24 protein-coding genes and 2 riboswitches are annotated in these 25,123 nt (G+C 66.7%); of the genes, 7 read left to right on the forward strand and 17 right to left on the reverse strand.

Features of this window, described 5'->3' with window-relative positions; all coding sequences use genetic code 11:
* Position 1 precedes the first annotated feature (1 nt).
* Both K3F49_RS11820 and K3F49_RS11825 read left to right on the forward strand, forming a co-directional pair.
* Positions 2-865, forward strand: coding sequence for an ABC transporter permease (locus K3F49_RS11820; protein ID WP_234681089.1), 864 nt, complete (start codon positions 2-4; stop codon positions 863-865).
* Positions 865-1,680, forward strand: a complete 816-nt coding sequence (locus tag K3F49_RS11825; RefSeq protein WP_234681090.1) for an ABC transporter permease — start codon at positions 865-867, stop codon at positions 1,678-1,680. Before K3F49_RS11820 ends, K3F49_RS11825 begins: the two co-directional genes overlap by 1 nt.
* On the opposite strand, the gene K3F49_RS11830 is transcribed toward K3F49_RS11825, so the two are convergent.
* The gene (locus K3F49_RS11830; RefSeq protein WP_234681091.1) at positions 1,681-2,016 is read right to left on the reverse strand and encodes a hydroxyisourate hydrolase; all 336 of its coding nucleotides are present in this window, start codon (positions 2,014-2,016) and stop codon (positions 1,681-1,683) included. It lies immediately after the preceding gene.
* Positions 2,017-2,042: 26 nt separating this feature from the next.
* Here K3F49_RS11830 and K3F49_RS11835 point away from each other — a divergent pair, with 26 nt between their 5' ends.
* Together K3F49_RS11835 and K3F49_RS11840 are read left to right on the forward strand one after the other, a co-directional pair.
* Entirely contained in the window at positions 2,043-3,239 is a 1,197-nt protein-coding gene (locus tag K3F49_RS11835) for an MFS transporter (RefSeq protein ID WP_234681092.1), read from the forward strand.
* A complete protein-coding gene (locus tag K3F49_RS11840; RefSeq protein ID WP_234681093.1) occupies positions 3,220-4,605 on the forward strand; it encodes an amidase in 1,386 nt (461 codons plus the stop codon). The genes K3F49_RS11835 and K3F49_RS11840 overlap by 20 nt, the downstream gene beginning before the upstream one ends.
* Here the strand turns inward: K3F49_RS11840 and K3F49_RS11845 are convergent.
* Complete coding sequence (locus K3F49_RS11845; protein ID WP_234681094.1) at positions 4,589-6,022, reverse strand: PepSY-associated TM helix domain-containing protein; 1,434 nt, start codon at positions 6,020-6,022, stop codon at positions 4,589-4,591. The two genes, K3F49_RS11840 and K3F49_RS11845, sit on opposite strands and share 17 nt — an antisense overlap.
* Positions 6,023-6,034: 12 nt before the next feature.
* Entirely contained in the window at positions 6,035-8,377 is a 2,343-nt protein-coding gene (locus K3F49_RS11850) for a TonB-dependent receptor (RefSeq protein WP_234681095.1), read from the reverse strand.
* A gap of 116 nt (positions 8,378-8,493) precedes the next feature.
* Positions 8,494-8,695: riboswitch (cobalamin riboswitch) on the reverse strand.
* Between the two features lie 73 nt (positions 8,696-8,768).
* Here K3F49_RS11850 and K3F49_RS11855 point away from each other — a divergent pair.
* Positions 8,769-9,341 (forward strand): histidine phosphatase family protein, encoded by a 573-nt coding sequence (locus K3F49_RS11855; RefSeq protein WP_234681096.1) that lies wholly within the window; start codon positions 8,769-8,771, stop codon positions 9,339-9,341.
* Here K3F49_RS11855 and cobT read toward each other — a convergent pair.
* Genes cobT through cbiE form a run of 7 tightly spaced genes read right to left on the reverse strand, consistent with a single transcriptional unit; the run spans position 9,338 to position 15,510 of the window.
* Positions 9,338-10,390: a nicotinate-nucleotide--dimethylbenzimidazole phosphoribosyltransferase gene (gene cobT, locus K3F49_RS11860; protein ID WP_234681097.1), complete on the reverse strand. Its 1,053-nt coding sequence runs from the start codon at positions 10,388-10,390 to the stop codon at positions 9,338-9,340. The two genes, K3F49_RS11855 and cobT, sit on opposite strands and share 4 nt — an antisense overlap.
* A gap of 10 nt (positions 10,391-10,400) precedes the next feature.
* Entirely contained in the window at positions 10,401-11,150 is a 750-nt protein-coding gene (cobF, locus tag K3F49_RS11865) for a precorrin-6A synthase (deacetylating) (RefSeq protein WP_234681098.1), read from the reverse strand.
* Positions 11,147-11,878, reverse strand: coding sequence for a uroporphyrinogen-III C-methyltransferase (gene cobA, locus K3F49_RS11870; protein ID WP_234681099.1), 732 nt, complete (start codon positions 11,876-11,878; stop codon positions 11,147-11,149). The genes cobF and cobA overlap by 4 nt, the downstream gene beginning before the upstream one ends.
* Complete coding sequence (locus K3F49_RS11875; RefSeq protein WP_234681100.1) at positions 11,875-13,185, reverse strand: cobyrinate a,c-diamide synthase; 1,311 nt, start codon at positions 13,183-13,185, stop codon at positions 11,875-11,877. The genes cobA and K3F49_RS11875 overlap by 4 nt, the downstream gene beginning before the upstream one ends.
* Positions 13,185-13,967 carry a precorrin-4 C(11)-methyltransferase gene (gene cobM / locus K3F49_RS11880; RefSeq protein WP_234681101.1) on the reverse strand — a complete coding sequence of 261 codons (783 nt, stop codon included), beginning with the start codon at positions 13,965-13,967 and terminating at the stop codon, positions 13,185-13,187. Before cobM ends, K3F49_RS11875 begins: the two co-directional genes overlap by 1 nt.
* Complete coding sequence (locus K3F49_RS11885; RefSeq protein WP_234681102.1) at positions 13,964-14,332, reverse strand: cobalamin biosynthesis protein; 369 nt, start codon at positions 14,330-14,332, stop codon at positions 13,964-13,966. The genes cobM and K3F49_RS11885 overlap by 4 nt, the downstream gene beginning before the upstream one ends.
* On the reverse strand, positions 14,329-15,510 hold the full coding sequence (cbiE, locus tag K3F49_RS11890) for a precorrin-6y C5,15-methyltransferase (decarboxylating) subunit CbiE (RefSeq protein WP_234681103.1): 1,182 nt from the start codon (positions 15,508-15,510) through the stop codon (positions 14,329-14,331). The genes K3F49_RS11885 and cbiE overlap by 4 nt, the downstream gene beginning before the upstream one ends.
* Between cbiE and K3F49_RS11895 the strand changes: the two genes are divergently transcribed.
* Complete coding sequence (locus tag K3F49_RS11895; protein WP_234681104.1) at positions 15,509-16,255, forward strand: cobalt-precorrin-6A reductase; 747 nt, start codon at positions 15,509-15,511, stop codon at positions 16,253-16,255. The genes cbiE and K3F49_RS11895 overlap by 2 nt on opposite strands.
* Here K3F49_RS11895 and cobJ read toward each other — a convergent pair.
* Genes cobJ through K3F49_RS11930 form a run of 7 tightly spaced genes read right to left on the reverse strand, consistent with a single transcriptional unit; the run spans position 16,231 to position 24,132 of the window.
* Positions 16,231-16,965 carry a precorrin-3B C(17)-methyltransferase gene (cobJ, locus tag K3F49_RS11900; protein WP_234681105.1) on the reverse strand — a complete coding sequence of 245 codons (735 nt, stop codon included), beginning with the start codon at positions 16,963-16,965 and terminating at the stop codon, positions 16,231-16,233. The two genes, K3F49_RS11895 and cobJ, sit on opposite strands and share 25 nt — an antisense overlap.
* Positions 16,962-17,693 (reverse strand): precorrin-2 C(20)-methyltransferase, encoded by a 732-nt coding sequence (locus K3F49_RS11905; RefSeq protein ID WP_234681106.1) that lies wholly within the window; start codon positions 17,691-17,693, stop codon positions 16,962-16,964. Before K3F49_RS11905 ends, cobJ begins: the two co-directional genes overlap by 4 nt.
* Positions 17,694-17,695: 2 nt before the next feature.
* The gene (locus K3F49_RS11910) at positions 17,696-18,325 is read right to left on the reverse strand and encodes a precorrin-8X methylmutase (protein ID WP_234681107.1); all 630 of its coding nucleotides are present in this window, start codon (positions 18,323-18,325) and stop codon (positions 17,696-17,698) included.
* Entirely contained in the window at positions 18,325-19,485 is a 1,161-nt protein-coding gene (gene cobG, locus K3F49_RS11915) for a precorrin-3B synthase (protein ID WP_234681108.1), read from the reverse strand. The genes K3F49_RS11910 and cobG overlap by 1 nt, the downstream gene beginning before the upstream one ends.
* Complete coding sequence (gene cobN, locus K3F49_RS11920; protein ID WP_234681109.1) at positions 19,482-22,727, reverse strand: cobaltochelatase subunit CobN; 3,246 nt, start codon at positions 22,725-22,727, stop codon at positions 19,482-19,484. Before cobN ends, cobG begins: the two co-directional genes overlap by 4 nt.
* Positions 22,727-23,761 (reverse strand): cobalamin biosynthesis protein CobW, encoded by a 1,035-nt coding sequence (gene cobW, locus K3F49_RS11925; RefSeq protein ID WP_234681110.1) that lies wholly within the window; start codon positions 23,759-23,761, stop codon positions 22,727-22,729. The genes cobN and cobW overlap by 1 nt, the downstream gene beginning before the upstream one ends.
* Positions 23,758-24,132 (reverse strand): DUF1636 family protein, encoded by a 375-nt coding sequence (locus K3F49_RS11930; protein ID WP_234681111.1) that lies wholly within the window; start codon positions 24,130-24,132, stop codon positions 23,758-23,760. Before K3F49_RS11930 ends, cobW begins: the two co-directional genes overlap by 4 nt.
* Before the next feature lie 96 nt (positions 24,133-24,228).
* A riboswitch (cobalamin riboswitch) is annotated at positions 24,229-24,446 on the reverse strand.
* A 40-nt stretch (positions 24,447-24,486) separates the two neighbouring features.
* Here K3F49_RS11930 and cobO point away from each other — a divergent pair.
* Positions 24,487-25,122 carry a cob(I)yrinic acid a,c-diamide adenosyltransferase gene (cobO, locus tag K3F49_RS11935; protein ID WP_234681112.1) on the forward strand — a complete coding sequence of 212 codons (636 nt, stop codon included), beginning with the start codon at positions 24,487-24,489 and terminating at the stop codon, positions 25,120-25,122.
* Position 25,123 lies beyond the last annotated feature (1 nt).

Consider the following 25,123-nt stretch of genomic DNA (forward strand, 5'->3'; position numbering starts at 1 on the left):
CATGGGCGCAGCACCGGCATCACGGGACGTCACCTCCCACGGAATGGGATTGGCAGCGCCGCTGGCGCTGTTCTTCCTGGTCTTCTTCGTGGCGCCGCTGCTGCAACTCCTCTGGCTCTCGCTGCACAACGACACAGCCGCGCTCCATTGGGGGCTCGGCCAGTATCTTCACTTTCTGACCGACCCCTTCAGCCTCAGCGTTCTCGGCTCCACGCTGCTGTTGGGCGCTGAAGTGACCGCCGTCTGCCTTCTGCTTGGCTTTCCGATCGCCTGGCTCCACCAGCGGGTCGGGCCGCGGCTTCAGACCATTATCATCCTGATCGTGCTGCTGCCGCTCCTGACCAGCGTCGTGGTCCGCACCTTCGCCTGGATCGTCATCCTGGGCCGCCAGGGTATCATCAACGCGACACTGCAATCGCTTGGCATCATCGATACGCCCCTCAAACTGCTCTATACCCAGTTCGGCGTGGTGATCGCGCTGGCGCAGGTCCAGATGCCGCTGATGACGCTGCCTCTGATCACCGCGCTCGGCAGGATCGATCCCAATCTCGACGACGCCTCCTGTTCGCTCGGCGCCGGGAGCTGGCGCACTTTCTTCAGGATCGTGCTGCCGCTATCACTGCCGGGTGTGATCGCCGGCTGCACGCTGACCTATGCCGCTGCGATCACCGCCTTCATCACCCAGTCGCTGATCGGCGGCGGACAGATGCTGTTCATGCCGATGTACCTCTACCAGCAGGCGTCTACGCTTCAGAACTGGCCATTCGCTTCCGCAATCTCGATCATCTTTCTGCTCGCCGTGCTCGCGGTGGTCTCCGTCTTCACGACACTCGGCCGCATGTCGCGCGGCTACGGCGGGGCGTGATGAGCGGACGCAAACGGACCTGGGAGGCGATCAGCTTCGAATTCGTGATGACCGTCATCGCGATCATCGCGCTGGTCATCATCATCGCGCCGTCGCTGGTCGTGCTGATCGTTTCCTTCACCAGCGGCTTCTCGTTGAGATTTCCGCCGCCCGGCTATTCGCTGCGCTGGTACGCGGAGCTTTGGGATGCCTGGCAGTTGCACTTCGCGGCCAAGAACAGCCTGATCGTCGCGCTGTGGGCGACGGGCCTGTCGATCGTGCTCGGCGTCGCGGCTGCGCTTGCGATCTCGCGATCCCGGACACTGTCGGCGCGACTGCTCGATTCCCTGTTCATGTCGCCGCTGGTCCTGCCGGCGCTGGCCTTCGGGCTGGCAGCCCTGATGCTGTTCTCGCTGGTCGGCCTGCCGGTGTCGCCGCTGACGCTGGTGATCGGCCACACCGTGGTCTGCGTGCCCTATGTCGTGCGCAATACGGTCGCGGCCCTCGCCCAACTCGAGCCAACCCTGCTCGAAAGCTCGGCCGTGCTGGGCGCAAGCCGCCTCTATACGTTCCGCCGTATCGTGCTGCCCTTGATCAGGCCGGGCATCATCGCAGGCGCCTTTATCGCCTTCATGTCGTCCTTTGACAACGTGCCGGTTTCGCTGTTCCTGCGCGACGCCGCAACCGACATGCTGCCGATCCGGATGTGGCAGGATCTCGAAGGCAAACTCGACGTCACCATCGCCGCATTGTCGAGCGTGCTGATCATTGCCACGGTTGTGCTGGTTGCGGTCATGGAACGCGTGACGGGCCTTTCTCGGCGACTGACGAACTGATCAGGCGCCGCGGAATAGCGAATAGCCCCAGCGCGTGAATTTCAGCGGCAGGTGAAAATGCTCGTCGACATTGTGGATGCGGAAGCGGAAAGGCGTCACGGTCAGGAAGCCGTCGCCGTCGCCAAAGAACGCGCCGAGATGAAACAGGACCTCATATTCGCCTACCACCACGCCGGCCCCTTGCGCGATGGGATGATCGAGCACCCCATTGGCGCCGAGCCGGCCGTCAGCGATGCGCAAGGGGTCTGGATTGATCCGCCAGATCTCGATGCGCAGGCCCTGCGCGGGCCGGCCGCTCGCCACATCGACCGCGTGAATGGAAATACCGCCTGCCACCATGTTCCTCCCGTAAGCGCAGCACCATGGTAGACGCAAACCTGGCCGTTCGGCCAGCGCCTGCGCTGCTGCCGGCGCTCGGCGCGATGACCTGGCTCCAGGCCCTGGTGGCGCTGGCGTTGTTCGCGCCGGGTGTGGTTGCCCCTCGCGCCCATATCGAGGTCTGGCAGCTCTCGATGTTCTCATGCGCGGTGTTCGCCGTCGGCATCCCAGCCTCGTTCTGGGGCGGTGGTTTTATTGCCCGCCTGGGCTCGCTCCGAATCGCAAGCCTCTGTGCGACAGCCATCGTGGTTAGCATGACGCTGGCTTCGTTCGGCTCAACGGCTGCCTTGCTCGCCGCCGGCCTCTGCCTCGGCCTCGCTTTCGGACCCGAGACGCCGGCCAGCGCAGCGCTGCTGGCCCGGCTCGTGACGGCGGAGCGGCGCGCCTTCGTCTTCTCGGTGCGTCAGACTGGTAACCAGATCGGCGCGGTCTGCGGGTCGCTGGTCCTGCCGGCGGTCGCGATCGCGCTGGGACCTGCCTGGTGTTATGCAGTGGTTGGCGCCTGCGCGCTGCTCGCGATCGGGTTGTTCGAGTGGCTGCGGCCCGCCTATGCCGGCGAGGTCGTCCCGCCGCCAAAGCTCGATCTGCGCGCGCGGCTGGCGCTCGTCACCGCGGATCGGCGCATTGCGATGCTGGCGCTGGCCTCGATGCCGTTCAGTGCGACGCAGGTGTCGCTCAACACCATCTTCGTCACGCTCGGCACACGCGAACTGGGCCTCAGCCATATCGAGGCCGGGATGGCGCTTGCCTGCGCGCAAGCCGGTGGCCTGGTCGGCCGGCTCGGCTGGGGCCTCGTTGCCATGCGCCTCAACGCCTCGCGCATGGTGCTCGTTGTCATCGGCTTCGGCATGGCTGCCTGCGCCGCGCTGCTTGGCCTCGACGGCGCAGCGCTTGGGCGCAGCGGGCAGTTCGCCGTCGCGACGTTGTTCGGCCTGACGGCTTCGGGGTGGAACGGCGTCTTCATCGCCGAGATAGCTCGCCTTGCCCCGCAGGACCGGATTGGCGAGACCACCGGTGCGGTACTCACCGCATCCTATGCAGGCCTGTTGGCCGCGCCGGCGCTGGTGTCGATCCTGGATGGTGCGGCTGGCCTCGGCACGGCCTTCTTCGCCTTGGCGTGCCTCGCGCTCTGCGGCACAATAGCGTTGATCTGGGAAGGCCATGACAAAACCAGGCACTAATGCGCGCGAGATCGCGGTTGACGTCAGCGCCGGACGGATCAGCGCGGTCGAGACTGCCAAGGCGGCTCTCGCCCGCATCGAGGCCGCGAAGGCTTTGAACGCGATCGTCACGATCGATCCCGAGCCCACCCTCGCTGATGCGGCAGCAGTCGATGCACGCCTGCGCGCCGGCGAGACGATGGCGCTCGCCGGCGTGCCTGTCGTCGTCAAGGACAATATCTGGGTCGGCGGCTGGCGCGTGACGCAGGGCTCGCGCCTGTTCTCCGATTTCATCGCGCCGCAGGATGCGATTGCGATCGAGCGGCTGCGCCGCGCCGGCGCGATCGTCGTCGGCATCGGGGCAACATCCGAGTTCGCCAGCAAGGGCGTCACCACCTCACAGCTGTTCGGGCCAACACGGCATCCGCTAAATCCCGCACTGACGCCGGGTGGCTCTTCGGGCGGCCCCGCCGCAGCCGTTGCAGCCGGCCTTGTGCCGCTTGCGATCGGCACCGATGCCGGAGGCTCCAGCCGCAGGCCGCCTGCGCATGTCGGCGTCGCCGGCTTCAAGCCGTCCTATGGCGCCATCCCCTATGGGCCCGGTTTCGCCGAGCCATTCTTCGGCCTCTCCGTCATCGCTCCGATCGCCACTGATGTCGGCGATATCGCTTTGGCGTTCGAAGCCATGGCCGGCGACGATCCACGCGATCCGGACTCAGTGAACATCGCGCAAGATGCCGGTGACATCTCCAGCCTACGCATCGCGTTCTCGCCGCGTCTCGGGCTCGACGTCGCTGTCGACGATATCGTCGCAAATGGGCTCGCCTCCACGGTTGCGCATCTCGCCGCCGCGGGCTTGCCTATCGTACAACGCGATCCCGTCTGGCCGCCGGGGGCCACGGAAGACGCTATCATGCCGCTTCAGCACGCCGGCCTTGCCGCGCTCTACGGCGATGCCTTTCACAGGGATCCAACCGCTTTCGATCCTGATATCGCCAGGCAGATCGAACGCGGTCTCGCCTGGTCAGGCAGCGATGTTGCCCGGGCGCTGGTCGCCAGCACGTCGATCGCCCATGCGTTTGCGACCTTCTTCACCGACATCGACCTGCTGCTGGCCCCGACGGTGCCCTGCGTCGCCTGGCCGTTGACCCAGCTTGGGCCCGATATGATCGGCGGCAGTCCGGCGAGCCCCCGCGGGCACGCCGTGTTCACGCCCTTCGTCAACCACGCCCGCCTGCCCGCGATTTCCATTCCCTGCGGGTGCGATGCGGTCGGCCTTCCCTTCGGGCTGCAGCTGATTGCCCGACGCGGGCAGGACCGCACGCTGCTGCGCGCTGCGCGGCAGATCGAGGCATTGTTGCAGTCGCAAGTCAGGCCGCCAATGTGAGCCGCAAACGCCGCCAGCCGATCACGACACCGGTGACGGAGAACACCAGGCCGAGTGCGCAAAGTCCGACGATCAGGACATCGCGCAGGCGCGGACGTGCCATGAGAACAGGGAAATCGAGCGTGTGCAGCGCGCTGTAGAACCAGCGATAGGCCCGCCGCGAGGCATCCAGCCGCTGCAACACGCTGCCGTCGGCGCCGTCGATGTCGAACCAGAGATTGCCGCAGCGGGAGCGGTAGACGGGCGCGTCGGGAACGACGGAGTGGGCGGGATAGTCATCCTTATCGGCAAGAGCCGACACGGCGCCGCAGCCAGTCGCCATCCGCGTCGTCAGGCTCAGGACGTCCTGCTCAGTCAGGAACGCCGCTTGCCGAGCCGAGGCCAGCTCGCCCGCCTTGGCCAAGGTCTGGCTGTCGAGGCCGGTCCGATCGCGCCGAATGACACCGCCGTCGAAGGCAAACCATTCGATCTCCCGGGCCGCGGCCGACAACGGCCGCTGATCGAGGGATGCAGCCATGCGCCAATCCGGCAGGGCATTCGTGATGCGAGACTCCGCTGGGGTCAATTGCCCGTGCGAGAACAGCCGGCCGTGATCCATCGAGAGCCAGCCGCTGAAAATCCAGGTCAGCACGAAAACAGTCGAAACGAGCCCGATGACGTGATGCAGGGCGTGCCAGCCGCGATAGGGCGACGACATCCGGCGTCCTCGTATCCTGATCTTGATGATTCCCAGCACTGCCCCCAGCACCGCCGCGATCAAGGCCACCAGCGACAGCGTCGAGACGACCTGGTCCCACAGCGCCCAGTTGCTCCGGAGAACCGTCGGATAGATCCAGTGCAGCACGCTGCCGACCCAATTCCATCCCCGCTCGCTGCGCGTCGTATCCAGCACGACCTCGCCGGTGCGCGACGAAACATAGATTTCCGTTCCCGCCGCATCGTCGAGGGCTATGCGGAACAGGGGCCGATGGCGATCAAAACCGTTCGGCACGCTCCATTGATCGTAATCCGCACGCGCGACGATCGTGGCGTTCGCGGCATCGAGCCCACGTCGGCGAGCATGGTCTTGTGCCACAGCAAGCGCGACATCGGGAAACTCCACCGATGCGTCCGCGCCATCTGACGCGTTGACCGCCCGCAAACGCGACGGACCCGACACGACATAGACCGGCCCGTAGTTGCGCCGGATCAGGCGAACGCGCGTCGCGTCCGTGATGCCGCTGGCGGCGACGGCATCGGCAACCGCCATGGTCGCCTCTCCGCGCCCCACCGGCGCGAGCCCGGCAAAACGCTCCGCTTCCGTCAGCGACGGAAACGGAACGAAATGCATCACGATCCCGCTCGCGAACCACGTCGCGAACAGGAGGCAGAACGCGATCCCGAGCCAGCGGTGCGAAAGGACGATCGCGCCCATCATGCGGTCAGCGTCCTACCATTTGAACGCCGCCGAGATCTCGTAGGTCCGCGGCGCGCCCAGCAGGACCTGGTCGGGATAAAACGGGTCGCCCCAGATCGCGTAGCGCTTGTCGGTGAAGTTGCGCACCCGAAACGTCAGGCGGGCCTGATTGACCGCATTGAACACCGTCTTGGGGATGTCGACGAAGGCGTAGACATCGCCGACCGTATAGGCATTCATGATTACGGTGTTGGCGTCGGTGTTGTAGCGGTCGCCGACATGGCGGCCGGTGATGCCGACCTCTACCGGCCACAGCGTGAAGAAGCGCCAGGACGCACCGGCATTGGCGACAATGCGCGGCACGTTCGGCGGTGTGTTGCCGGAGAACGAGCCACCGGCAAAGTCGTAGTCGGCATAGCGCGCATCGACATAGGCGATGTTGCCCCAGAGACGCAAAGGCTCGATCGGGCGGATCGATCCGGCAAGCTCGACACCCTTCGATTCCTGCCGCCCGGCGATGTTGAGCGTCTGGCCGCCGGCTGCCGCGTAGACGTTCTTGCGCACGATATCGTAGGCCGAGAACGACCACTCCGCCCTGTTATCCCACAACAAATGCCTGACGCCGGTCTCATATGTGCGTGCGGTCGTCAGGTCCAGGTTCTGGGTCGGTGCAAGCAGGAAGATGTTGTTGGCCGAGATATCCGCGCCGGTGGCGTACTGGCTGAAGAAGGTCAGGCCGGGAACGGCTTCCCAGGTGTAGCCGATGCGGCCGGTGACGGGCGTCCAGGAGTTCGAGAAGGGGAAACCCTCGTTCTCCAAACCGCTGACGTCGGTCGAATTGCGGTCGAGTCCGATATGTTCGACGCGCAGACCACCGATCAGCGCGAACGTCCGCGTCAGCCTCAGCCGGTCCTCGAACGACAGAGCCTCGTTGTCGATACGAGCAGTCTGCTGCTTGGTCGTGAGCGTGCCGTAGAAGCCACGGTCGAAATCGACCAGCGGGACGAAATCATTCGGAAAATTTGCGGCACCCGGCCTGACGAAGTCGAGGTAACTCGACGACAGCGTCGTGACCATGCGATTGTCGAAGCCCGCGATGTTGGCATCCCAGACCAGATCGGTGATGTTGCCGACGAGGCGCTGGCTGTGCGCAACATAGAAGCGCTCGCGATAGACCTTGTTATTCGTGGAATCGAACGCCTCGATCTCGTTGTTGAACCAGGTGCGCTCGGCACCATAGCCATAGGCCTGACTTTTTAGCGTCAAGTCGGGCGCCAGCTTCAGCTCGAATCCGCCGCGCAGCCACACCTCTTGGGCCACGTTCTTGTTGTCCAGGACGTTGTAGTTGGCGTTGAAGGTACGATCGTCGATCGTGACGGCCCCGAGATCAGTCCTGTTGAAGTAGCTGCCGGAGACGATCCCGGTCGTCGCATGCGAGCCGCTGAAGGCCACCGGCACCAATGGCGCGCCCCAATAGGCCTTGGAGCGGTCCTCGAGATACTCGATCGCGCCCCAGACCTTGAGGCTGTCGGAGATGCGGTAATTGAGCTGGCCGGAGACGTCGAGCGTTTTGGTGCTGGTGTCGTCGGCAAAGCCGTTGAGCGTGGAGCGGCTGACGTCGAAGCGGTAGTCGAGCCCCTCGACACTGGTGCTGCCGCCCGAGCCGTAATGTGCGCGGAACGAATTGAGCGAGTCCCAGGAGAAGTCCGCTTCGTTCCGGATCGGCCCGGTGTGCGGCCGCTTGGTGACCAAGTTGATCGCGCCGCCAGCGGCGCCCTCGCCCGAGATCAGCGAGGCCGGCCCTTTCAGGATTTCCACCGCTTCGAGATTGGCCGTGTCCATGACCCGCGAGGTCATGTTCTGCGGGCCGATCTTGATGCCGTTGTAGAGTGTGTTGATCTGGCTGTTGGTGAAGCCGCGCATCGAGAAGGCCGAAGGCTCGGCCGGATTGTCGCCGGCGGTGACGCCAACCGCGCCCTGGGCGACGTCGGAGACGGTGCGGTAGCCCTGCTCGCGGATGGTCTCGGCGGAGATCACCTCGACGGTCGCGGGCGTCTCGCGCACGGTCAGGCCGAGGCGCGAGGCGCTCTCGGCGACCGCGTTGCTGTTGAGCGGAGTCTGCACTATGGCATTTGGCACGAGCGGCTTAGGCGCGGCTGCGGCCGGCCTGCGCGCTGCCGTCCGGCGTGCGCTTGCCGCGTCCCGGCCGGTCGGCTTGGCTCGCTTGCGGGATTGCGGCGGCGAGACCTCCACCGCAGGCAGCGGCTCGCGGGCCTGCTGTGCCAACACGGCTGGCATGTCGATAGCAGCAAAAGATGCGAGAGCGGCGGACGCGAGCAAAAAGCGGCGTGGCCGTACAATACGGATAGAAGACACGGTCTTGGACCTCGGCGTGACGTCAGTGGCACGTCACCGCGAACCAAGGTCCCATCTTCCGGCTTTCAGCCTTCCGATGAAGCCGAATGTCTGTACTCCCCGACCGACATCTTCGCGTGTGACCACGGCTGACGGCAGGTCTCCTGGCTCGCGGGTCGTGACCGCTTCGTCGCCTTCCCGGGACCGAGGACCCAGTGGCTTCTGACGAAGGATTCACCGCTTACAGTTGCGGGGGCAGCTACGGCATTGGGGACAATGTCCCCGCACCGCATTCCCTTTTCATCCCCTCTCGGGGAAACCGTCAAAGCCATCTAGGATTACGGCGAAGACAGAGTCAATGTGCCCGTTGCGGCGATAATGCCACAGCGGCCAACTTCCTTGGGAGATCTGCATGGAAGGCGAGACCTTCCTCTGGCTGATACGGCATGCCCCCGTCGACGGCGTCAAAGGGACGATCCACGCCGCCGACGCGCCGGCCGATCTCGGTGATCGCGCGCAGCTGGACGCGCTGCGACGGTGCCTGCCGCGGGATGTGGTGAGCTATGCCAGCCCGGCGCGGCGTACGGTCGAGACGGCGCGGGCGCTGGGGCTCGCGCCGGCGTTGCTGCCCGAATTCGGCGAGCAGGATTTTGGCGACTGGACCGGCCGGCGGCACGACGAGCTCGCGGCGAGCGGAGGCCAGGCCTATGCGCAATTCTGGAGCGATCCGGCGCACGGACGGCCGCCAGGCGGCGAAAGCTTCGAGGATCAGGTCGCGCGCGTGCGACTGGGACTAGTGCGGATCGGCGCAGGTCACGCAACGTTCGTGGTGCATTCCGGCACCATCCGCGCCGTGCTCTGCATCGCGCTCGACCTGACGCCAGAAGCCGCCTTGCGCTTCGTGATCGATCCGCTGTCGCTCACCCGGATCGACCGGCTCGCAACCGGCTGGCGCGTCATCTCCGTCAATCAGCGCACGGACTAGGACGGCCGATCCGGCACATTGGCCTGCGCGAACGTCGCCATGTCGTTGTGAAGGCTGCAGGCCGATCGCACCAGCGGCAGCGCGATCGCGGCGCCCGATCCCTCGCCAAGCCTGAGATCGAGGCTGATCAGCGGCTGCACGTTCAGCGCGCGCAGCACCAGCCGGTGCCCCTGCTCCGCCGATTGATGCGAGGCGAGCTGGAACGGTTGGCACGACGGGTTCAGCCGCACGGCCGCGAGCGCGGCAACCGAGACGATGAAACCGTCGATCAGCACGGGAATGCGCGCCTGCGCGGCCGCGATGATCGCGCCGGAGATGGCCGCGATCTCGAGGCCGCCCACGGCGCACAGGATCTTTTCGGGCTTTGCACCCGCAACGGCATGACGCGCAATCGCCGCATCGATCACGCGCGCCTTGTGCGCACGGCCTGCCGCATCGACACCGGTCCCCGTCCCCGCGATTTCCCCGGCGCTGATGCCAAGCAGGCTCGCAGCGATCGCCGCCGAGGCCGTGGTGTTGCCGATGCCCATCTCGCCGAAGATCAGCAGATCGGGCTGATGGGCCTTCGCCCGCGCCACTGCGCGCTGGCCAGCCTTGAAGGCGAATGCCAGCTCCGCCGGCGTCAGCGCAGCCTCGACGCTGAAATCACTTGTGCCAAGGCGCGGTTTGTCCGTGACGATGCCCGGAATCGCCGTCTCCGCCAGTGTGCCGGCATCGACGACCTCGAGGGTCGAGCCGAGATCGCGCGCCAGCACCGAGATCGCGGCGCCGCCCGCGGCAAAATTCGCCATCATCGCGATGGTCACCGCTTGCGGATAGGCCGACACGCCTTGGGCCACGATGCCGTGATCACCAGCGAAGATGATGATCGGCACGCGCGCGGCGCGAGGGCGTTCAGTCGCCTGCAAGCCGGCAAGCTCGATCGCGAGCTGCTCGAGCCGGCCGAGCGCGCCGGTCGGTTTGGTCAGTTGCGCCTGCCGCGCGATCGCGGCCTCCCGATGGGCGGCAGATATCTCGGGGCATTTCTGGGTGACCCAATCAGGGAGCATGCTGCCTCGCTTATGGCCTGCGCTTGAGAATGTAACTGTCCATGATCCAGCCGTGCCGCTCGCGCGCGGCCTGCCGCGATGCGACGATGCGCGCTCCCACCTCGGCAAGCCGGCCGGACATGATGACCTGATCGGCCATGCCGAGATAGGCGCCCCACCAGATGTGAAGGCCTTCCGGGTCGAGCGACTGGAACGCGGTGCCGCCGTCGAGCATCACAACGATCGTATCGACGCCCACCGGCCAGCCGCCTTCGCGCAGGCGGCGTCCCGTCGTCACCAGAAACGGCTCGCCGATATCGTTGAGCGGCAGCGCATGCGCCGCGCACAGCGCCTGGATCGAGGTGATGCCGGGCACGACCTCGATGTCGGGCAAGGGGTTGAGCCGCCGCGCGATGCGCAGCGAGGAATCGTACAGCGAGGGATCGCCCCAGATCAGCAGCGCGACCTTACCGTCACCGCCGAGATGATCAGCGATGGCCTGCGACCAGGTCGCGGCGACGGCGTCGTGCCAATCGTCCACGCCCTTGCGGTAATCGGTCTCGCCCGCGTCGCGCACGGGAAGATCGAACTCGGCAATGCGCGTGGTGTCGCTGGTGAGCACATCCGCGCAGATCGTACGCCTGAGATCGGCAAGATCGGATTTTGCTGTCCCCTTGCGCGGGATCAGGACGAGATCGGCGGCGTTTATGGCGCCAATCGCAGCGCGGGTGAGCTGCCCGGGATCGCCGCAGCCGATGCCGATCAGAGAGAGCGTCATCATGACGATCCGCCCTCCGCCAGCGCGCCGAACATGATTACGGCCGCAGTGGAGGCCGCACCGCCGCGCGCGAGCTGCTCGGCAAGCTCGGCAATGGTGGTGCGCACCAGCCGCTCGTCGGGACGGCCGAGGGACTCGGCGAACAGCGCCGGCGTGCTCGGTGAGAGGCCGTGCTCGACCAGTTTCGCGACCAGCGCCGGAAAAGTACGCCGTCCCATATAGACCACGGTCGTCGCATCAGGATCGGCCAGCGCCGCCCAGTTCAAATTCTGCGGCAGCTCACCGGTGACATCGGCCCCGGTCACGAACTGCACCCGGCGCGAGGTATGTCGGCGCGTCAGGGGAATGCCGGCTCGCGCCGCAGCGACGCAGGCCGAGGTGACGCCCGGAATGATCTCGTAGCCGATACCGGCCTCGCGCAGCGTCTCCAGCTCTTCCTCGAGCCGGCCAAAAATGCCGGCATCGCCCGACTTCAGCCGGACCACGCGCACGCCCGTGGCAGCGTAGTCGACCAGCAGGCGGTTGACGTGGTGTTGTTTCGTCGATGGGCGCCCTGCCCGTTTTCCGACCGCGACGAGATTGGCGCCCGGACGCGCGAGGTCGAGGATCGCGCCGGAGGCGAGATCGTCATAGAGCACGACGTCGGCCTCGCGCAGCCGCGCGGCGCCCTTGAGCGTGAGCAATTCAGGATCGCCGGGCCCGGCGGAGATGAAGGAGACGAAGCCGCTCACCTGTCCTCCGCGATCAGATGGAAGAACGTGCCGGTCGCGTGGCCGCGCCGCGAGCCGGTTTCGGCGATGATCGCACCCGTTGCGTCGTGCACGACCGCCAGCGGCGTATCAGGCTGGACGACGATCGTCGAATAGTGGAATTCATGCCCGCGCAGGCGCGCACCAATTCGATGGCCCGGCATGGGAGCAGCGAGCGCGGCGAGACGATAGCCCAGATGCATGCGGCGCTTGGCAAAGCTCGTCTCCAGTCCGAGCAGGCCCGTCATCTCATGACTGATACCGTCGGCATCGGTCAAAGCAGTTCCCAGCACCATATACCCCCCGCATTCGCCGTGCACGGGTCGTGTCTCGGCGAAGGCGCGCAGGCCGCTGCGGAAGCGCTTATTGGCGGCGATCTTGCCGGCATGAAGCTCCGGGTAGCCGCCGGGCAACCAGCACACGTCGGCGTTCGCGTCGGGCGCTTCATCCGCAAGCGGCGAGAACGTCGAGATCTCGGCGCCCGCCGCACGCCAGGCTTCCAGCATATGCGGATAGACGAAGGAGAACGCGGCATCGCGGGCGAGTGCAATGCGTTGCCCCGGCGGCGTCACGTTCAGGCCGTTCGCCACTGTTTGCGCAGGCCACGCGGCCGCGGATCGCAGCACTGCATCGAGGTCGACACGCCCTGAGACAAAGCGCGCGGCCTCGTCGATCAGTTGTCCGATCTCGGCCTGCTCCTCGGCCTGCACCAGGCCGAGATGCCGCTTGGGCAGGCTGATCTCGGCATGACGCGGCAGCGCGCCGAACACGGCGATGCCGGAATCATTGAGCGCGCGCCGTACGAGGTCTTCATGACGCGGGCTGGCGACGCGATTGAGCACCACGCCGGCAAGGCGCACGCCGGGGCGGTAGTCGCGAAGACCCGCGGCAATCGCCGCCGCCGTCTGCGCCTGTCCGGAGGGGTCGATCACCAGCACCACCGGCCATCCCAGCATCTCCGCGATGTCAGCGGTGGCGCCGGTGCCGGAGACGCCGCGCGCGGCAACGCCGTCGAACAGGCCCATCGAGCCCTCAGCAAGCACGATGTCGGCATCAGTGCCCCGGCTGACGAGATGTTCGATCATGGCGCGGTCCATCGCCCAGCTATCGACGTTCACTGAGGCGCGGCCTGTGGCGGCGGCATGGAAGGCGGGATCGATGTAGTCGGGGCCGCTCTTGAAACACTGCACGCGCAATCCGCGATGGCGCCAGGCGCGCGCGAGCGCCAGCGTCAGCGTGGTCTTGCCGACGCCGGAGGCCGGCGCGGAGATGACGAGGCCGGCCGGCATCACGATGCCTCCGGAAAACGGGGCTCGGCCCCCACAGGCCGGTAGCGGCGGTCGTAGTCGGCCGCGTAAAGCCGGCTCTCATCGAAATCCGCGGCGCCCAGCGTCTTGCCGACCAGGATCAGCGCGGTGCGCTCCATCTCGGCGCCAACGGCTGCATCGAGCGTTGCCAGCGTGGCGCGAACAATACGCTGATCCGGCCAACTCGCGCGCCAGACGATGGCGACCGGGCAATCCGCGCCGTAATGCGGTGTCAGCTCGGCGACGACCTTGCCGAGCAGATGGATCGACAGATGAACGGCGAGCACCGCGCCCGTCGCGGCGAACGCAGCCAGCTTCTCGCCCTCGGGCATCGCGCTGGCGCGGCCCGGCGTACGCGTCAGCACCACCGACTGGGCAAGACCCGGCAAGGTCAGCTCGGCCTCGAGGGCTGCTGCGGCCGCCGAGAAGGACGGCACGCCCGGCGTCACCGTGAAGGGAATGCCAAGCGCGCGCAGGCGGCGAAGCTGCTCGCCCATCGCCGACCAGATCGAGAGGTCGCCGGAATGCAGCCGCGCGATGTCCTTGCCATCCGCATGCGCCGCGGTGATCTCCGTGATGATCTCGTCGAGCGACAGCGGCGCCGTATTGACGATACGCGCACCGCTCGGGCAATGCGCCAGCACGCCCTCGGGTACCAGTGAGCCGGCGTATAGGCAGACCGGACAGGCCGCGATCAAATCACGCCCGCGCAAAGTGAGAAGATCGGGGGCGCCCGGCCCGGCGCCGATGAAATGCACCGTCATGGACCGTCTCCTTCCGCGATCGCCGCGGTCGCGGTCCGGTCCCGCGAGACCGCGCGCGTCGCGATGAGCCGTGCGCGAGGGCCGGCGGCTGCGAGCGCTGCCGCTTCAGCCACCGATCCCGTGCCGAACTTCTCGGTGATCAGCTGCGACTGCGTCGGCGTCGCGATACCGGCTAGCATCTCGGTCGGGACAGCCCTGATCGGCACGCCGCATTCCCGTGCGAGCTGCTTCAGCGGCTCCGCGTCGGCCTTGTCGCTGATGGTCGCCACCGCCGCGAGACCGTCGGAACCGCCAGCCGCCAGCAGCGCTTCGCGCAACGAGGCAAGCGTGACATCCTTTTTGAATCCGAGCCCGGCGACCTTCATCTCGCCGCGCTCCATTGCACCACAGGGCGCGACGCCTCCCACGACCGATAGCGGCCGAGCGGGGCAGCATGCGCAATCTCGACCCGCATCAACTCGCCGCCATGGCGCTGGTGCAGCTCGCCGAGCAGCGCCTCCGTTTCGAGCGTGACCGAATGCGCGACGAGCCGCGTGCCTGGCGAGAGCCGTGACCAGACGGCATCAAACATTGCGATGTCGAGACCTCCGCCGAAGAAGACGGCATCTGGAGCTTCCAGCGCAGCAAGGGCTTCCGGCGCGCTTCCCGCGATGACGGTGATCCGATGCGCCAGTCCGAACGTGGCAGCATTGCTGCGAATGTTGGCGGCGCGATTTTCGCGCACCTCGATAGCGATCGCCGTGCCCCTGCACAGCGCCCACTCGACCGAGATCGAGCCCGAACCGGCGCCAATGTCCCACAGCCGTTCGCCCGGACGCGGCGCTAGCGCCGAAAGCGCGAGTGCGCGCACCGGCCGCTTGGTGATCTGACCGTCATGAATGAAGAGATCGTCTGATAGTCCCGAGCTGCGCGGAATGCCCGGCGCCCCCATCGCCAGCACCGCCACCGAGACCAGATTTCCGGGAGTATCCTCCGCAAAAACATCAGCGCGATGCTGGTCGATATATTCGCGGGGGCCGCCGAGCGCGGCGAGAGTCCATAAGAGCGAAGCACCCCATCCGCGTTCCGTCAGCCATTTTGCGAGATCGCCGACCGCCTTCGCGTCGCGCACCAAACAAATGATGCGCGCATGTCGCGCAAGGTGCGGCACAAGGCGCTCGAACGGCGCAGCATGAAGGCCAAGGCACGTCACAGACTCGAGGCGCCAGCCCAGACGCGCTGCGGCGAGCGAGAAGGTCGACGGCGCCGAATGCGTAATCCACTCGTCGCTCCCGAGCCTTTCGGCAAGACTTGCGCCGGCGCCGTACCAGAACGGATCGCCGGAGGCGAGCACGACCGTTGGTTCGCCACGGCGGCTCAGCACGATCTCTGCATCAAACGGCACCGGCCACGCGCGGCCGCGACGTCCCACATCCGCAAGCGCAAGATGACGTTCGCCCCCAAAGACAGTTTCCGCGTTGGCTAGCGCCTTTCGACTTGCATCGGACAGCCCGGCAAGGCCATCTTCGCCGATACCGATGATGGTCAGCCAGGGATCAGCCATGATGCGCGCCCTTATTCTGGGCGGAATTGCCGATGCGAGCCTGCTCGCCGCGGAGATTGCACGCGCGGGCATCGATGCCGTGTATTCCTACGGCGGCCGCACCCGTGCGCCTGCCGATCAGCCGCTGCCGACCCGCGTCGGCGGCTTCGGCGGCGTAGGCGGGCTTGCCGATTACATCAAGCGCGAAGCCATCACGCATGTGATCGACGCAACGCATCCTTTCGCCGCCGAGATGAGCCGAAATGCCGTCGAAGCGTGCGCGCAAACGGGCAAGCCCCTGATCGCGCTCGAACGCGCCCCCTGGGCGAGAGCGCCCGACGACAGCTGGATTGAAGTCGGTGACGTCGCCGCTGCGGTTGCCGCGCTGCCCGAAGCGCCCACGCGCGCGTTCCTCGCCATCGGCCGCCAGCACATCGCGCCGTTCGCTGCGCGGTCGCAGCACGCATATACGTTGCGCTTCGTCGATCCGCCCGATGCGCCCCTGCCCTTCGCTGCCGATGTGATCGTATCGCGCGGACCGTTCGTCCTTGATGGCGAGCTCGAGATGCTGCGCAATCGGGGTATCGCGTGGATCGTGGCGCGCAATTCCGGCGGCGACGGTGCGCGCGCCAAGATCGATGCCGCCCGCATGCTCGGCTTGCCCGTGATCATGATCTCGCGACCACGACTGCCCGAACGGCCGCGGGTGGAGAGCGTCGCTGACGTGATGCAGTGGCTCGGTCATCGGACCTGCCTCGGCGCATAGACCCAGCGGCCGACGCGGCGCGTCTGAGAATTTCCGACGATCACGAGCGTGCGCATGTCGGCCATCTCGGGCGTCGCGTCGTTCAACGTCACGGTCACGATTTTCTCGTCAGGCGCACTGATCGCGCGCGCGAAGATCACGAGGCGCTCACCGCAGCCGGCTTCCTTCAACACCGCGAGCGCGCGGCCAAATCCCTCCGGCCGGCTCGCCGAGCGCGGATTGTATAGCGCAATCGAAAAATCGGCTTCCGCGGCAAGCCGCAGTCGCTTCTCGATGACCGTCCAGGGCTTAAGATTGTCGGAAAGATTGATCGCGCAGAAATCGTGGCCGAGCGGCGCCCCCGCGCGCGCGGCGGCAGCCAGCATCGCGGTGATACCCGGCAGCACCCGGATCGGCAGCACCTGATAGTGCGGCGCCTGCTCGAGCGCTTCGAATACGGCCGAGGCCATCGCAAACACCCCGGGGTCGCCGGAGGAGACGACGACGACCTGTCCGCCTTCGGCGGCAAGCCGCAGGGCCTCACTCGCACGCTGAAGCTCTTCGCGGTTGTCGGACGGATGCAAGGTGAGACCGGCACGCGGAGCGACGCGCGCGACGTAGGGCGCATAGCCCAGAATATCGGTCGCGGCGGCGAGCGCGACGGAAACCTCCGGCGTCACCAGCGCGTCACTGCCCGGGCCCAGGCCCGCGATGGTCAACGTACCTTTCATTCAGCGGCGTCCGGAAGCCGGCCCTTGCCGTGCACCAGCACTATCGCAAAGTAAGGACAGTCGGCGGCGTCGGTCTCGGCGAGCCGCACGACGCGCTCGCCCGGCATGGTGCCGCGCTCGACCAGCCAGGCATCGTCGAGCCGGCCGGCGGACGCGAGCGCGCGGCGCACCTTTGCGAGATTGCGGCCGGTCTTCATGATGACGAGTGCATCGGAATCGCGCATGCGGCGTTCGAGCTCGGCTTCTGCCAGCGTGCCCATCAGCACTGTCGTCACGTCGTCGCCGAGCGCGATCGGCTGACCGACACCGTTCCAGCAGCCGACCATGCCGGGAATGCCGGCGATCACCTCGATCTCGACGCGGCGCTGCAGGCGCGTGTGCAGATGCATGAAGGAGCCGTAGAAATAGGGATCGCCTTCACACAGCACGACGACATCGACCGCGCGCGCCAGCCGCGCCAGGCGCTCGGCCCATTCGTCGTAGAATCCGGCCAGCAGCTGGACATAGGCCGGACTGTCGAAAGCGATCTCGGTCGTTACCGGATACTCCATGGGATATTCGGTGACGTCGCTTCCGAGCATGCCCTCGACGATGCGCCGCGCCTGGCCGGGCCGGCCCTTCTTGCGGAAATAGGCGACGTGCTTTGCGCCGCGCACGGTACGATCGGCGCGTACGCTCATCATGTCGGGGTTGCCGGGGCCGAGACCGCAGCAGATGATGCGTCCCATCTCTATTCGCTCCGGCTTGCGAGCGCGTTCACGGCGGCGACCGTGATGGCGGAGCCGCCGAGCCGGCCTTGGACCGTCAGCGCCGGCACAGGCGGACCGGCCATCAGCGCCGCCTTGGATTCGGCCGCACCGACGAAGCCGACCGGGCAGCCGATGATCGCCGCAGGCCGTGGGCAGTTTCGGTCCTCCAGCATGTTGAGGAGATGAAACAGCGCCGTCGGCGCATTGCCGATCGCGACGATGGCGCCGTCGAGATGCGGCCGCCACAGCTCCAGCGCTGCGGCTGAACGCGTGTTGCGCATGGACTGCGCCAGCGCGGGAACGGCCTCGTCGCCGAGCGTGCAGATCACGGCGTTGGCCGCAGGCAATCGCGCGCGCGTAATTCCCTCCGAGACCATCCGCGCATCGCACAGGATCGGCGCGCCCTTCTGCAACGCCGCGCGCGCGGCGGTCGCCATGCCGGGCGTGAAGCGGACATGTGCCTCGAGGCCCACCATGCCGGCGGCGTGGATCATCCGCACCACGACCTGCTCTTCATCCGGCGTGAAGCGCGCCAGATCCGCCTCGGCCCTGATGGTCGCGAAGGATTGCCGGTAGATCGCAGCACCATCGGTCTCGTAGATGTTCGGCATCAGTGCCCTCCCATCAGGATGGAGGGATCGCGCACGATATCATCGCGGTCGAGCCCGCGCAGGATGGGCTCGTCGCGGGTCGAGCCGCCGCGCACGAGATCGAATCCTGCGCCCGTTGCAATCAGCGTGATCGCGGCAACGCCGGAATGGGCACAGCCCTTGGCGCAGCCCGAGACGTGAAGCCGGGAAGCCGCGCCAATGTTCGGCGCAAGCGCCGCGGCAAGCGCGCGGGTGTCGGCATGGGCCTCGCGGCAGCGCGGCGCGCCGCTACAGGCGATGACGCGCAGCGCCGGGTCATAGGCCTCGGTGATCAGGCCGGAAGCGGTCGGCATCGTCCGCTTGCCCTCGCTCAAGACCATGCGCCATGGCGTCATCCGCAACGCACGCCCGCAACCGGAAAGCTGTTTGAGCGTCGCATGCGGCATCTGCCCGAAGGCGACGCCGACCATGGCTCCCTGCGGATAGAGGCCGGGACGCACTGCTGCCAAGATGGGCGCCGGCTCAGCCTCGCCGCGCAGCGGCTCTGGCATTTTTGCACCGGCCGCAAGATGCGTTGCCATCCGCCCTCGACCATCCCTGACGCCGGATGCGACGAACCAGCGTGCGACAGCAAGTGCGGTGGTTACGGCTTCGCCGCGCGCGACGCCACGGCCGAACCTGGCGCCATCCGCGCGCACCAGGAGACCGCCGGCGGCATCACGCTCGATCCGCACGTCGGCGGAATTGCCGGCGAGCACGCGTGACTTGCCGTCATCGATGGCGAAGCCGAATTTCGTGGGCAGCTCCAACGCACTGTCCGCGAGCGCCTCTTCGAGCTCGGCCGTAAGCGCCTGGGTCTCGTCGCCATCGCGCCAGAATGGCGTGACCAGGATGTTGCGCCGGGCTTCGGTGTCGGCGTCGGGGTCCAGCAGGGTCAGTTGCGCAAGCCCGTCAAGCAGCAGCCGGTGGGTGCTCTCGCTGACGCCCCTGATCTGGAGATTGGCGCGGCTCGTCACGTCGATCAGACCATTGCCATGGCGCTCGGCGAGGTGTGCAAGCCCGGCAGCCTGTGCCGCATCGAGCCGGCCGCCGAACGGGCGCACGCGGACCACGAGCCCGTCGCCCGATTGCATCGGCCGCAGCGCGCCGGGACACCAGCCCTTCACCGGAGCCGCGCTCATGACGCCTCCTTCAGCGCAGCCGCAATCGAATTGCGGCGCGTCCGCCAGAGCGAGGCCTCGTGCAGGCGCGTGAAGCACACTTCCATCGCAGCGAGCGCTGCCGGATTTTCGCGCGCCATGAAGGCACGGACATCGGCGTCGCCGAGCGTTGCATCGTAGTAGAGATCGAACAGATGCGGCGGCACGGCGCCGGCGAGATGAGCGAAGGCGGCCATGTGTTCCAGCGTCGCTGATATCTCGGCGGCGCCGCGAAAACCGTGGCGCATCATGCCGGCGATCCAGGCCGGGTTGGCGGCGCGGGCGCGGACGACGCGCGAGATCTCCTCCGTCAGCGTACGCGCCTGCGGCTGCTCGGGCCGTGTCGTGTCGAGGTGATAGAGCGATAGTCCGGTAGCACCGAGATGCGCTGCAGCTGCCGCGATGCCGGCCTCATGCGCAGCATAGTCGGCGGCGAGCAGCAGATCGGATTCCGGCAGATCCTGGGGATGGACGAAAGCGTCGGCCGATGCGAGCCGTTGTTCGATGCCCGCGCGGTCGGGCTTGATCTCGCCATCGGCGGAGAACGCCCAGGACGATGCCGACAGCCAGGCCTCGCCGGCCGCATCCCGTGTCTCCGGCGTGAAGGCATCGGGGATCGCCGAGAGACCAACGCCGTATTGGCCGGGACGCGGCGCGAACACGCGAGAGGTGCGATGGCGATACGGATTCTCCTCGCCTTCCTCGCGCGATGCCAGCGCTTCAGTGGCGGCCTCGAACAATTGCGCAAGGCCCGCGAAGACATCGCGGAACAGGCCTGACACCCGCAGCGTCACGTCGATGCGGGGACGACCGAGCTCGGCCGGCGCGACGATGTCGTAGCCGGTGACACGGCCGGAGGCGTGATCCCAGCGCGGCGCGAGGCCGGCCAGATGCAGCGCCATCGCGAACTCTTCGCCCGCGGTGCGCATCGTCGCCGAGCCCCAGAGATCGACGACGAGGCCTTTCGGCCAATCGCCGTGATCCTGAAGATGACGACGCAGCAGCTCTTCGGCGAGTTTTATGCCGTGCGCATGCGCCGACGGCGTCGGCACGGCGCGGGGATCGACGGCGAAGAGATTGCGTCCCGTCGGCAGAACATCGCCGCGTCCGCGATAGGGCGAGCCCGACGGGCCCGGCGCGACGCGCTGGCCCGAAAGCGCGGTACGCAACGCATCCCGTTCCGCCTCGCCACAGGCGCCGCGACCGAACACGTGCAGGCCATCGCCGAATTGGCTTTCCTTGAGATCGCAGACGAAGCGATCGATCCGCGGAATGGCTTCGGCCGGCGCAGCCGATGCATCGAGACCGAGATCGTCTTCGAGGCCTGCGGCGCGCGCCTCATCGCGGATCGCGGCGATCAGGCGCTGGCGGCGGGCGGGATCGAGACCGTCGGCGGTCGAATATTCGTCGAGCAGACGCTCGAGCCGGCGCAGCCCTTCCGGCACCGCGGATTGTTCGAGCGGCGGCGGCAGATGGCCGATGGTGACGGCGCCGATGCGGCGCTTGGCCTGCGCGGCCTCGCCGGGATCGTTGACGATGAAGGGATAGATGACGGGCAGATCGCCGATCAGGGCTTCCGGCCAGCAGGACGAGGACAGCGCCACGGATTTTCCAGGCAGCCATTCCAGCGTGCCATGCGCGCCCATATGCACGACGGCATCAATCCCCTGCCCACGAAGCCAGAGATAGAACGCGACATAGGCATGGCGCGGCGTGCGGGCGAGATCGTGATAGTCGGAAGCGCGCATGGTCGCATCGCCGCGCTCGGGCTGGACCGCGATGACCGAATTGCCGCACTGGACCGCAGCGAAGTGAAACGCACCATTGCGGCAGCTCGGATCGTTCTCCGGCGCACCCCAGGCTTGGGCGAGATCATCCTGCAGACTTTGCGGAAGACGCGCGAGCGCCGCGCGGTAATCGGCAACGCTCCAGGCCAATTGTTGCTTAGGCAGTGTCTCGCCCAGCCCTTCAACGGGCGCAACATCGAAGCCGACTTCAGTGAGATCGGACACCAACGCTTCGACCGATGCGAGCGCGTCGAGACCGACGGCATGCGCGATCTGGTGCGGACGGCCGGGATAGTTCGAGAGAACGATCGCCAGCCGTTTCTCAACAGCCGGTGCCTCCGCGAGCCGGCGCCAGGCTGTAACGCGCGCGGCGACGGCCTCCACGCGCCCCTCATCCGGCCTGTGAGCCAGATGCGAAAACTGCAGATCTGGGTCACGTTCCGCGGCCGATTTGAAACTCACCACGCCCGCGAACAGGCGCCCGTCGACTTCGGGCAGCACCACATGCATCGCGAGATCGCCGGGCGACAGGCCCCGCAGCGACTCCGCCCAATCCTCGCGCCGCGCCGATGAGAGCGCGACCTGGAACACCGGACACGACGCAGCATCGAACGGCGTCGTGCCGTCGTCGCCTACGGCCGAGAACGCCGTCGCATTGACGATCGCGGCCGGAGGATTCGTCGCGAAATACGTCCTCAGCCAATCAGAGACGCCTACGGCCTTGAGCGACGTGACGAACACGCCATGAGCGTCAAAGCCCTTCTCGCACAGAGCCGCGATCAACGCATCGATCGGCCCCGTGTCGGCGGCGGCGAGATAGGAGCGATAGAACGCCACCAGCGCGCGCGGCTTCCCGTCGCTCGCCACGGGCTCAGCAATCACACCGCGTGCCGGATCGTAAAAACCCATCTCGGGAACGGTCATCTCGCCGACGACGGGCCCGGCGTAAAGGCCAGATGCCAGTGCGAGCTGCGCGATCGCGGCTTGCGCTGCGACAGGACCACCGGTGTCGCAGAGCACTTTCAGCCGGCGCAGCGTCGAGACCGGCAAGGTGGAATACGCATCGAGCCGCGTGTCGTCGCGGCCATCGGCTGGCAGCACGGCGAGCACGATGTTGCGATCCTTTGCCAGCTGCTGCAGCGCCGACAGCCCGTACGGCCAATAGGACTCGCCGCCGATCAGCCGCACCAGGATGCCGCGCGCCTGCGACAGCGTGCGCTCGATATAGGTATCGACCGAGAGTGGATGACGGAGCTCGGCGAGATTCGCCAGCCGCAGCGACGGCAGGCTGTTGCGGCCGCGGCGCCAGCCGGCCGCAAACGCCGCGAGATCGGAATCCGAGTACGAGAGCACCACGAGATCGGCCGGGTCCTGGCCGATGTCCCTTGGTGTCGCGGTCTCCTCGAGACCGCGGCTCTCGCGGAAGACGACGTGCATCAGACTCCCAATCCCGCCTTGATCGCGGCCTCGTCGATATCGCCGTGCTCGCCGATCACGACTAGTTTCGATTGCCGGTTGCCCGCGCCCCAGGGCTTGTCGAATTGGTGGCGCACGCGCTCGCCGACCGCTTGCAGCAACAGACGCATCGGCTTGCCCGCGACCGCGATGTAGCCCTTGGTGCGCAGCACGTTCTGCTCGCGCGCGAGCTTCTGGACCGAGGCAACCAGTGCATCGACGTCGGTCACTTCAGGAAGATCAATCACGACGGAGGCAAAGTCGTCGTGCTCGTGCTCTTCCTCGCCGTCATGATGCGAGGGACGCGCGGCGAGATCGTTCTCGGCGGCGGCGCCGAGGCCAAGGATGACGCGCGCGTCGATCGCGCCGTCGGTGATGGGCAGCATCGGCACGCGACGCGGCATCTCGGCGGCAATCAACGCCTTGGCGGCCTCGATGCCGGCGCTACCAGCCAGATCGGCCTTGGTCAGCAGCACGATGTCCGCGCAGGCGATCTGGTCCTCGAACACTTCCGATAGCGGCGTCTCGTGATCGAGATTTTCGTCCGCCGCGCGCTGCGCTTCGACCGCATCCGGATCCGGCGCAAAGCGGCCAGCCGCGACGGCCTCGGCATCGGCGAGCGCAATCACGCCGTCGACGGTGATGCGCGAGCGGATCTCCGGCCAGTCGAAGGCTTTCAACAATGGCTTTGGCAGAGCGAGCCCCGAGGTCTCGATCAGGATGTGATCGGGCCTCACCGGCCGCGCCAGCAGCTTTTCCATGGTCGGAATGAAATCATCGGCGACGGTGCAGCAGATGCAGCCATTGGCGAGCTCGACGATGTTCTCCTCCGGGCAGTTGGCATCGGCGCAGGACTTCAAAATCTCGCCGTCGACGCCCTCGCTGCCGAACTCGTTGACGAGCACCGCGAGCTTCTTGCCGTTGGGATTGGCGAGCAGGTGCTGGATCAGCGTCGTCTTGCCGGAGCCGAGAAAACCGGTGACCACGGTCACAGGGACTTTTGCGAGCGTGTTCATTCGGCGGCCTCTGACACAATGGTAAGGGGAGGAATGCGGGCAAGCGACTGCTTGCGGAAGATCTCCGGCCGGCTGCGCCACGGCACCAGGCCATCAGGCGCAGCGGCATAGGCAGCAGCGCCCGCGACCACGTCCCGTGCATTGGCATCCGACAGTCGGCCATAGACATACGACCAGCGGCCGGGCGCACTGAGCGCGACCGAGCAGCCCTGGCTGCATGCAGACAGGCATTCCACGGGAACCACATTGACGCCATCGGGCACGCCGGCCTCGAGGATCGCACCATGCAGGCGCTTGCCGGGCGTGACCTCGCCTTCGCCGAGCGTCTCGCCGGCGCGGCAGGTGATGCAGACGTGCAGTGTGACGGTCATCGCCTCTTCCAGAAGTATCAGCGGGAAGCGAAGAGGCCCACGAACCGTTCTTGCGAAGGCCCGTTTCCCCGTCGCGGAACACCCCGTCCGCCGGTCCAAAAATCGTCCGCGCTGGCAGGTCTCCCGGCTTGCGGAGCAGGGTTTCCCCTTCGATCCCCGCCTTCCCGATCCCCAGGGGATCAGTGGCTTTGGGCATCTCTCCGGTCACGGTCGCGGGGGCGGCTGCAGTTTGGACCCAAATCTTGCCGATTCGGACCCTATCGCATTCCCTCTTCGCCTGTCATAGGACAGGAACCAACGCCGGGTCACCATTTGCCCCCGGCCGCCTCTTGTCAAGCCGAAGGACCCTGTCAGATGACGCCTGAACCGGATAGCCAAACGGCCGAGGAAACCGACGCGAAGCACGCCGCGAAAATGGCGAAGATCAAGGTCGCCCGCGACAAGATCATGGCGACGAAGAGCGGCGAAAAGGGCCTCATCATCGTCCACACCGGCGCCGGCAAGGGCAAGTCCTCCTCCGCCTTCGGGATGATCGTGCGCTGCGTCGCCCATGGCTTCCCCTGCGCGGTCGTGCAATTCATCAAAGGGGCCTGGGATACCGGTGAGCGGCGGCTACTCACCGGCCACTTTGGCGAGCTCTGCCAGTTCCACGCCATGGGCGAAGGTTTTACCTGGGAGACGCAGGACCGCGCCCGCGACATCGCGGCTGCGCGCGCCGGCTGGGACAAGGCGAAGGAGCTGATTCTCGATTCCAATCTGCGCATGGTCGTGCTCGACGAGATCAACATCGCGCTGCGCTACGACTATCTCGACATCGCGGAAGTGGTCGACTTCCTGAAGACTTCGAAGCCGCCGATGACGCATGTCGTCCTCACCGGACGCAACGCCAAGGACGAGCTGATCGAGATCGCCGACCTCGTCACCGAGATGACGCTGGTGAAGCATCCGTTCCGCTCCGGCATCAAGGCACAAGCCGGCGTCGAGTTCTGAC

Origin of the sequence: Bradyrhizobium monzae (genome assembly GCF_021458635.1) — a bacterium.
GTDB lineage: Bacteria > Pseudomonadota > Alphaproteobacteria > Rhizobiales > Xanthobacteraceae > Bradyrhizobium.

Coding starts and splice junctions, on each gene's coding strand:
- cobW (WP_234681110.1), bottom strand. CDS start 23,761: ATGAACACGCTCGCAAAAGTCCCTGTGACCGTGGTCACCGGTTTTCTC.
- K3F49_RS11835 (WP_234681092.1), top strand. CDS start 2,043: ATGGTAGACGCAAACCTGGCCGTTCGGCCAGCGCCTGCGCTGCTGCCG.
- cobO (WP_234681112.1), top strand. CDS start 24,487: ATGACGCCTGAACCGGATAGCCAAACGGCCGAGGAAACCGACGCGAAG.
- cobG (WP_234681108.1), bottom strand. CDS start 19,485: ATGAGCGCGGCTCCGGTGAAGGGCTGGTGTCCCGGCGCGCTGCGGCCG.
- cobN (WP_234681109.1), bottom strand. CDS start 22,727: ATGCACGTCGTCTTCCGCGAGAGCCGCGGTCTCGAGGAGACCGCGACA.
- cobT (WP_234681097.1), bottom strand. CDS start 10,390: ATGCTCCCTGATTGGGTCACCCAGAAATGCCCCGAGATATCTGCCGCC.
- K3F49_RS11930 (WP_234681111.1), bottom strand. CDS start 24,132: ATGACCGTCACACTGCACGTCTGCATCACCTGCCGCGCCGGCGAGACG.
- K3F49_RS11885 (WP_234681102.1), bottom strand. CDS start 14,332: ATGAAGGTCGCCGGGCTCGGATTCAAAAAGGATGTCACGCTTGCCTCG.
- K3F49_RS11845 (WP_234681094.1), bottom strand. CDS start 6,022: ATGATGGGCGCGATCGTCCTTTCGCACCGCTGGCTCGGGATCGCGTTC.
- K3F49_RS11825 (WP_234681090.1), top strand. CDS start 865: ATGAGCGGACGCAAACGGACCTGGGAGGCGATCAGCTTCGAATTCGTG.
- cobJ (WP_234681105.1), bottom strand. CDS start 16,965: ATGAAAGGTACGTTGACCATCGCGGGCCTGGGCCCGGGCAGTGACGCG.
- K3F49_RS11905 (WP_234681106.1), bottom strand. CDS start 17,693: ATGGGACGCATCATCTGCTGCGGTCTCGGCCCCGGCAACCCCGACATG.
- cbiE (WP_234681103.1), bottom strand. CDS start 15,510: ATGGCTGATCCCTGGCTGACCATCATCGGTATCGGCGAAGATGGCCTT.
- cobM (WP_234681101.1), bottom strand. CDS start 13,967: ATGACGGTGCATTTCATCGGCGCCGGGCCGGGCGCCCCCGATCTTCTC.
- K3F49_RS11820 (WP_234681089.1), top strand. CDS start 2: ATGGGCGCAGCACCGGCATCACGGGACGTCACCTCCCACGGAATGGGA.
- K3F49_RS11840 (WP_234681093.1), top strand. CDS start 3,220: ATGACAAAACCAGGCACTAATGCGCGCGAGATCGCGGTTGACGTCAGC.
- K3F49_RS11895 (WP_234681104.1), top strand. CDS start 15,509: ATGATGCGCGCCCTTATTCTGGGCGGAATTGCCGATGCGAGCCTGCTC.
- K3F49_RS11875 (WP_234681100.1), bottom strand. CDS start 13,185: ATGCCGGCCGGCCTCGTCATCTCCGCGCCGGCCTCCGGCGTCGGCAAG.
- K3F49_RS11855 (WP_234681096.1), top strand. CDS start 8,769: ATGGAAGGCGAGACCTTCCTCTGGCTGATACGGCATGCCCCCGTCGAC.
- K3F49_RS11910 (WP_234681107.1), bottom strand. CDS start 18,325: ATGCCGAACATCTACGAGACCGATGGTGCTGCGATCTACCGGCAATCC.
- cobF (WP_234681098.1), bottom strand. CDS start 11,150: ATGATGACGCTCTCTCTGATCGGCATCGGCTGCGGCGATCCCGGGCAG.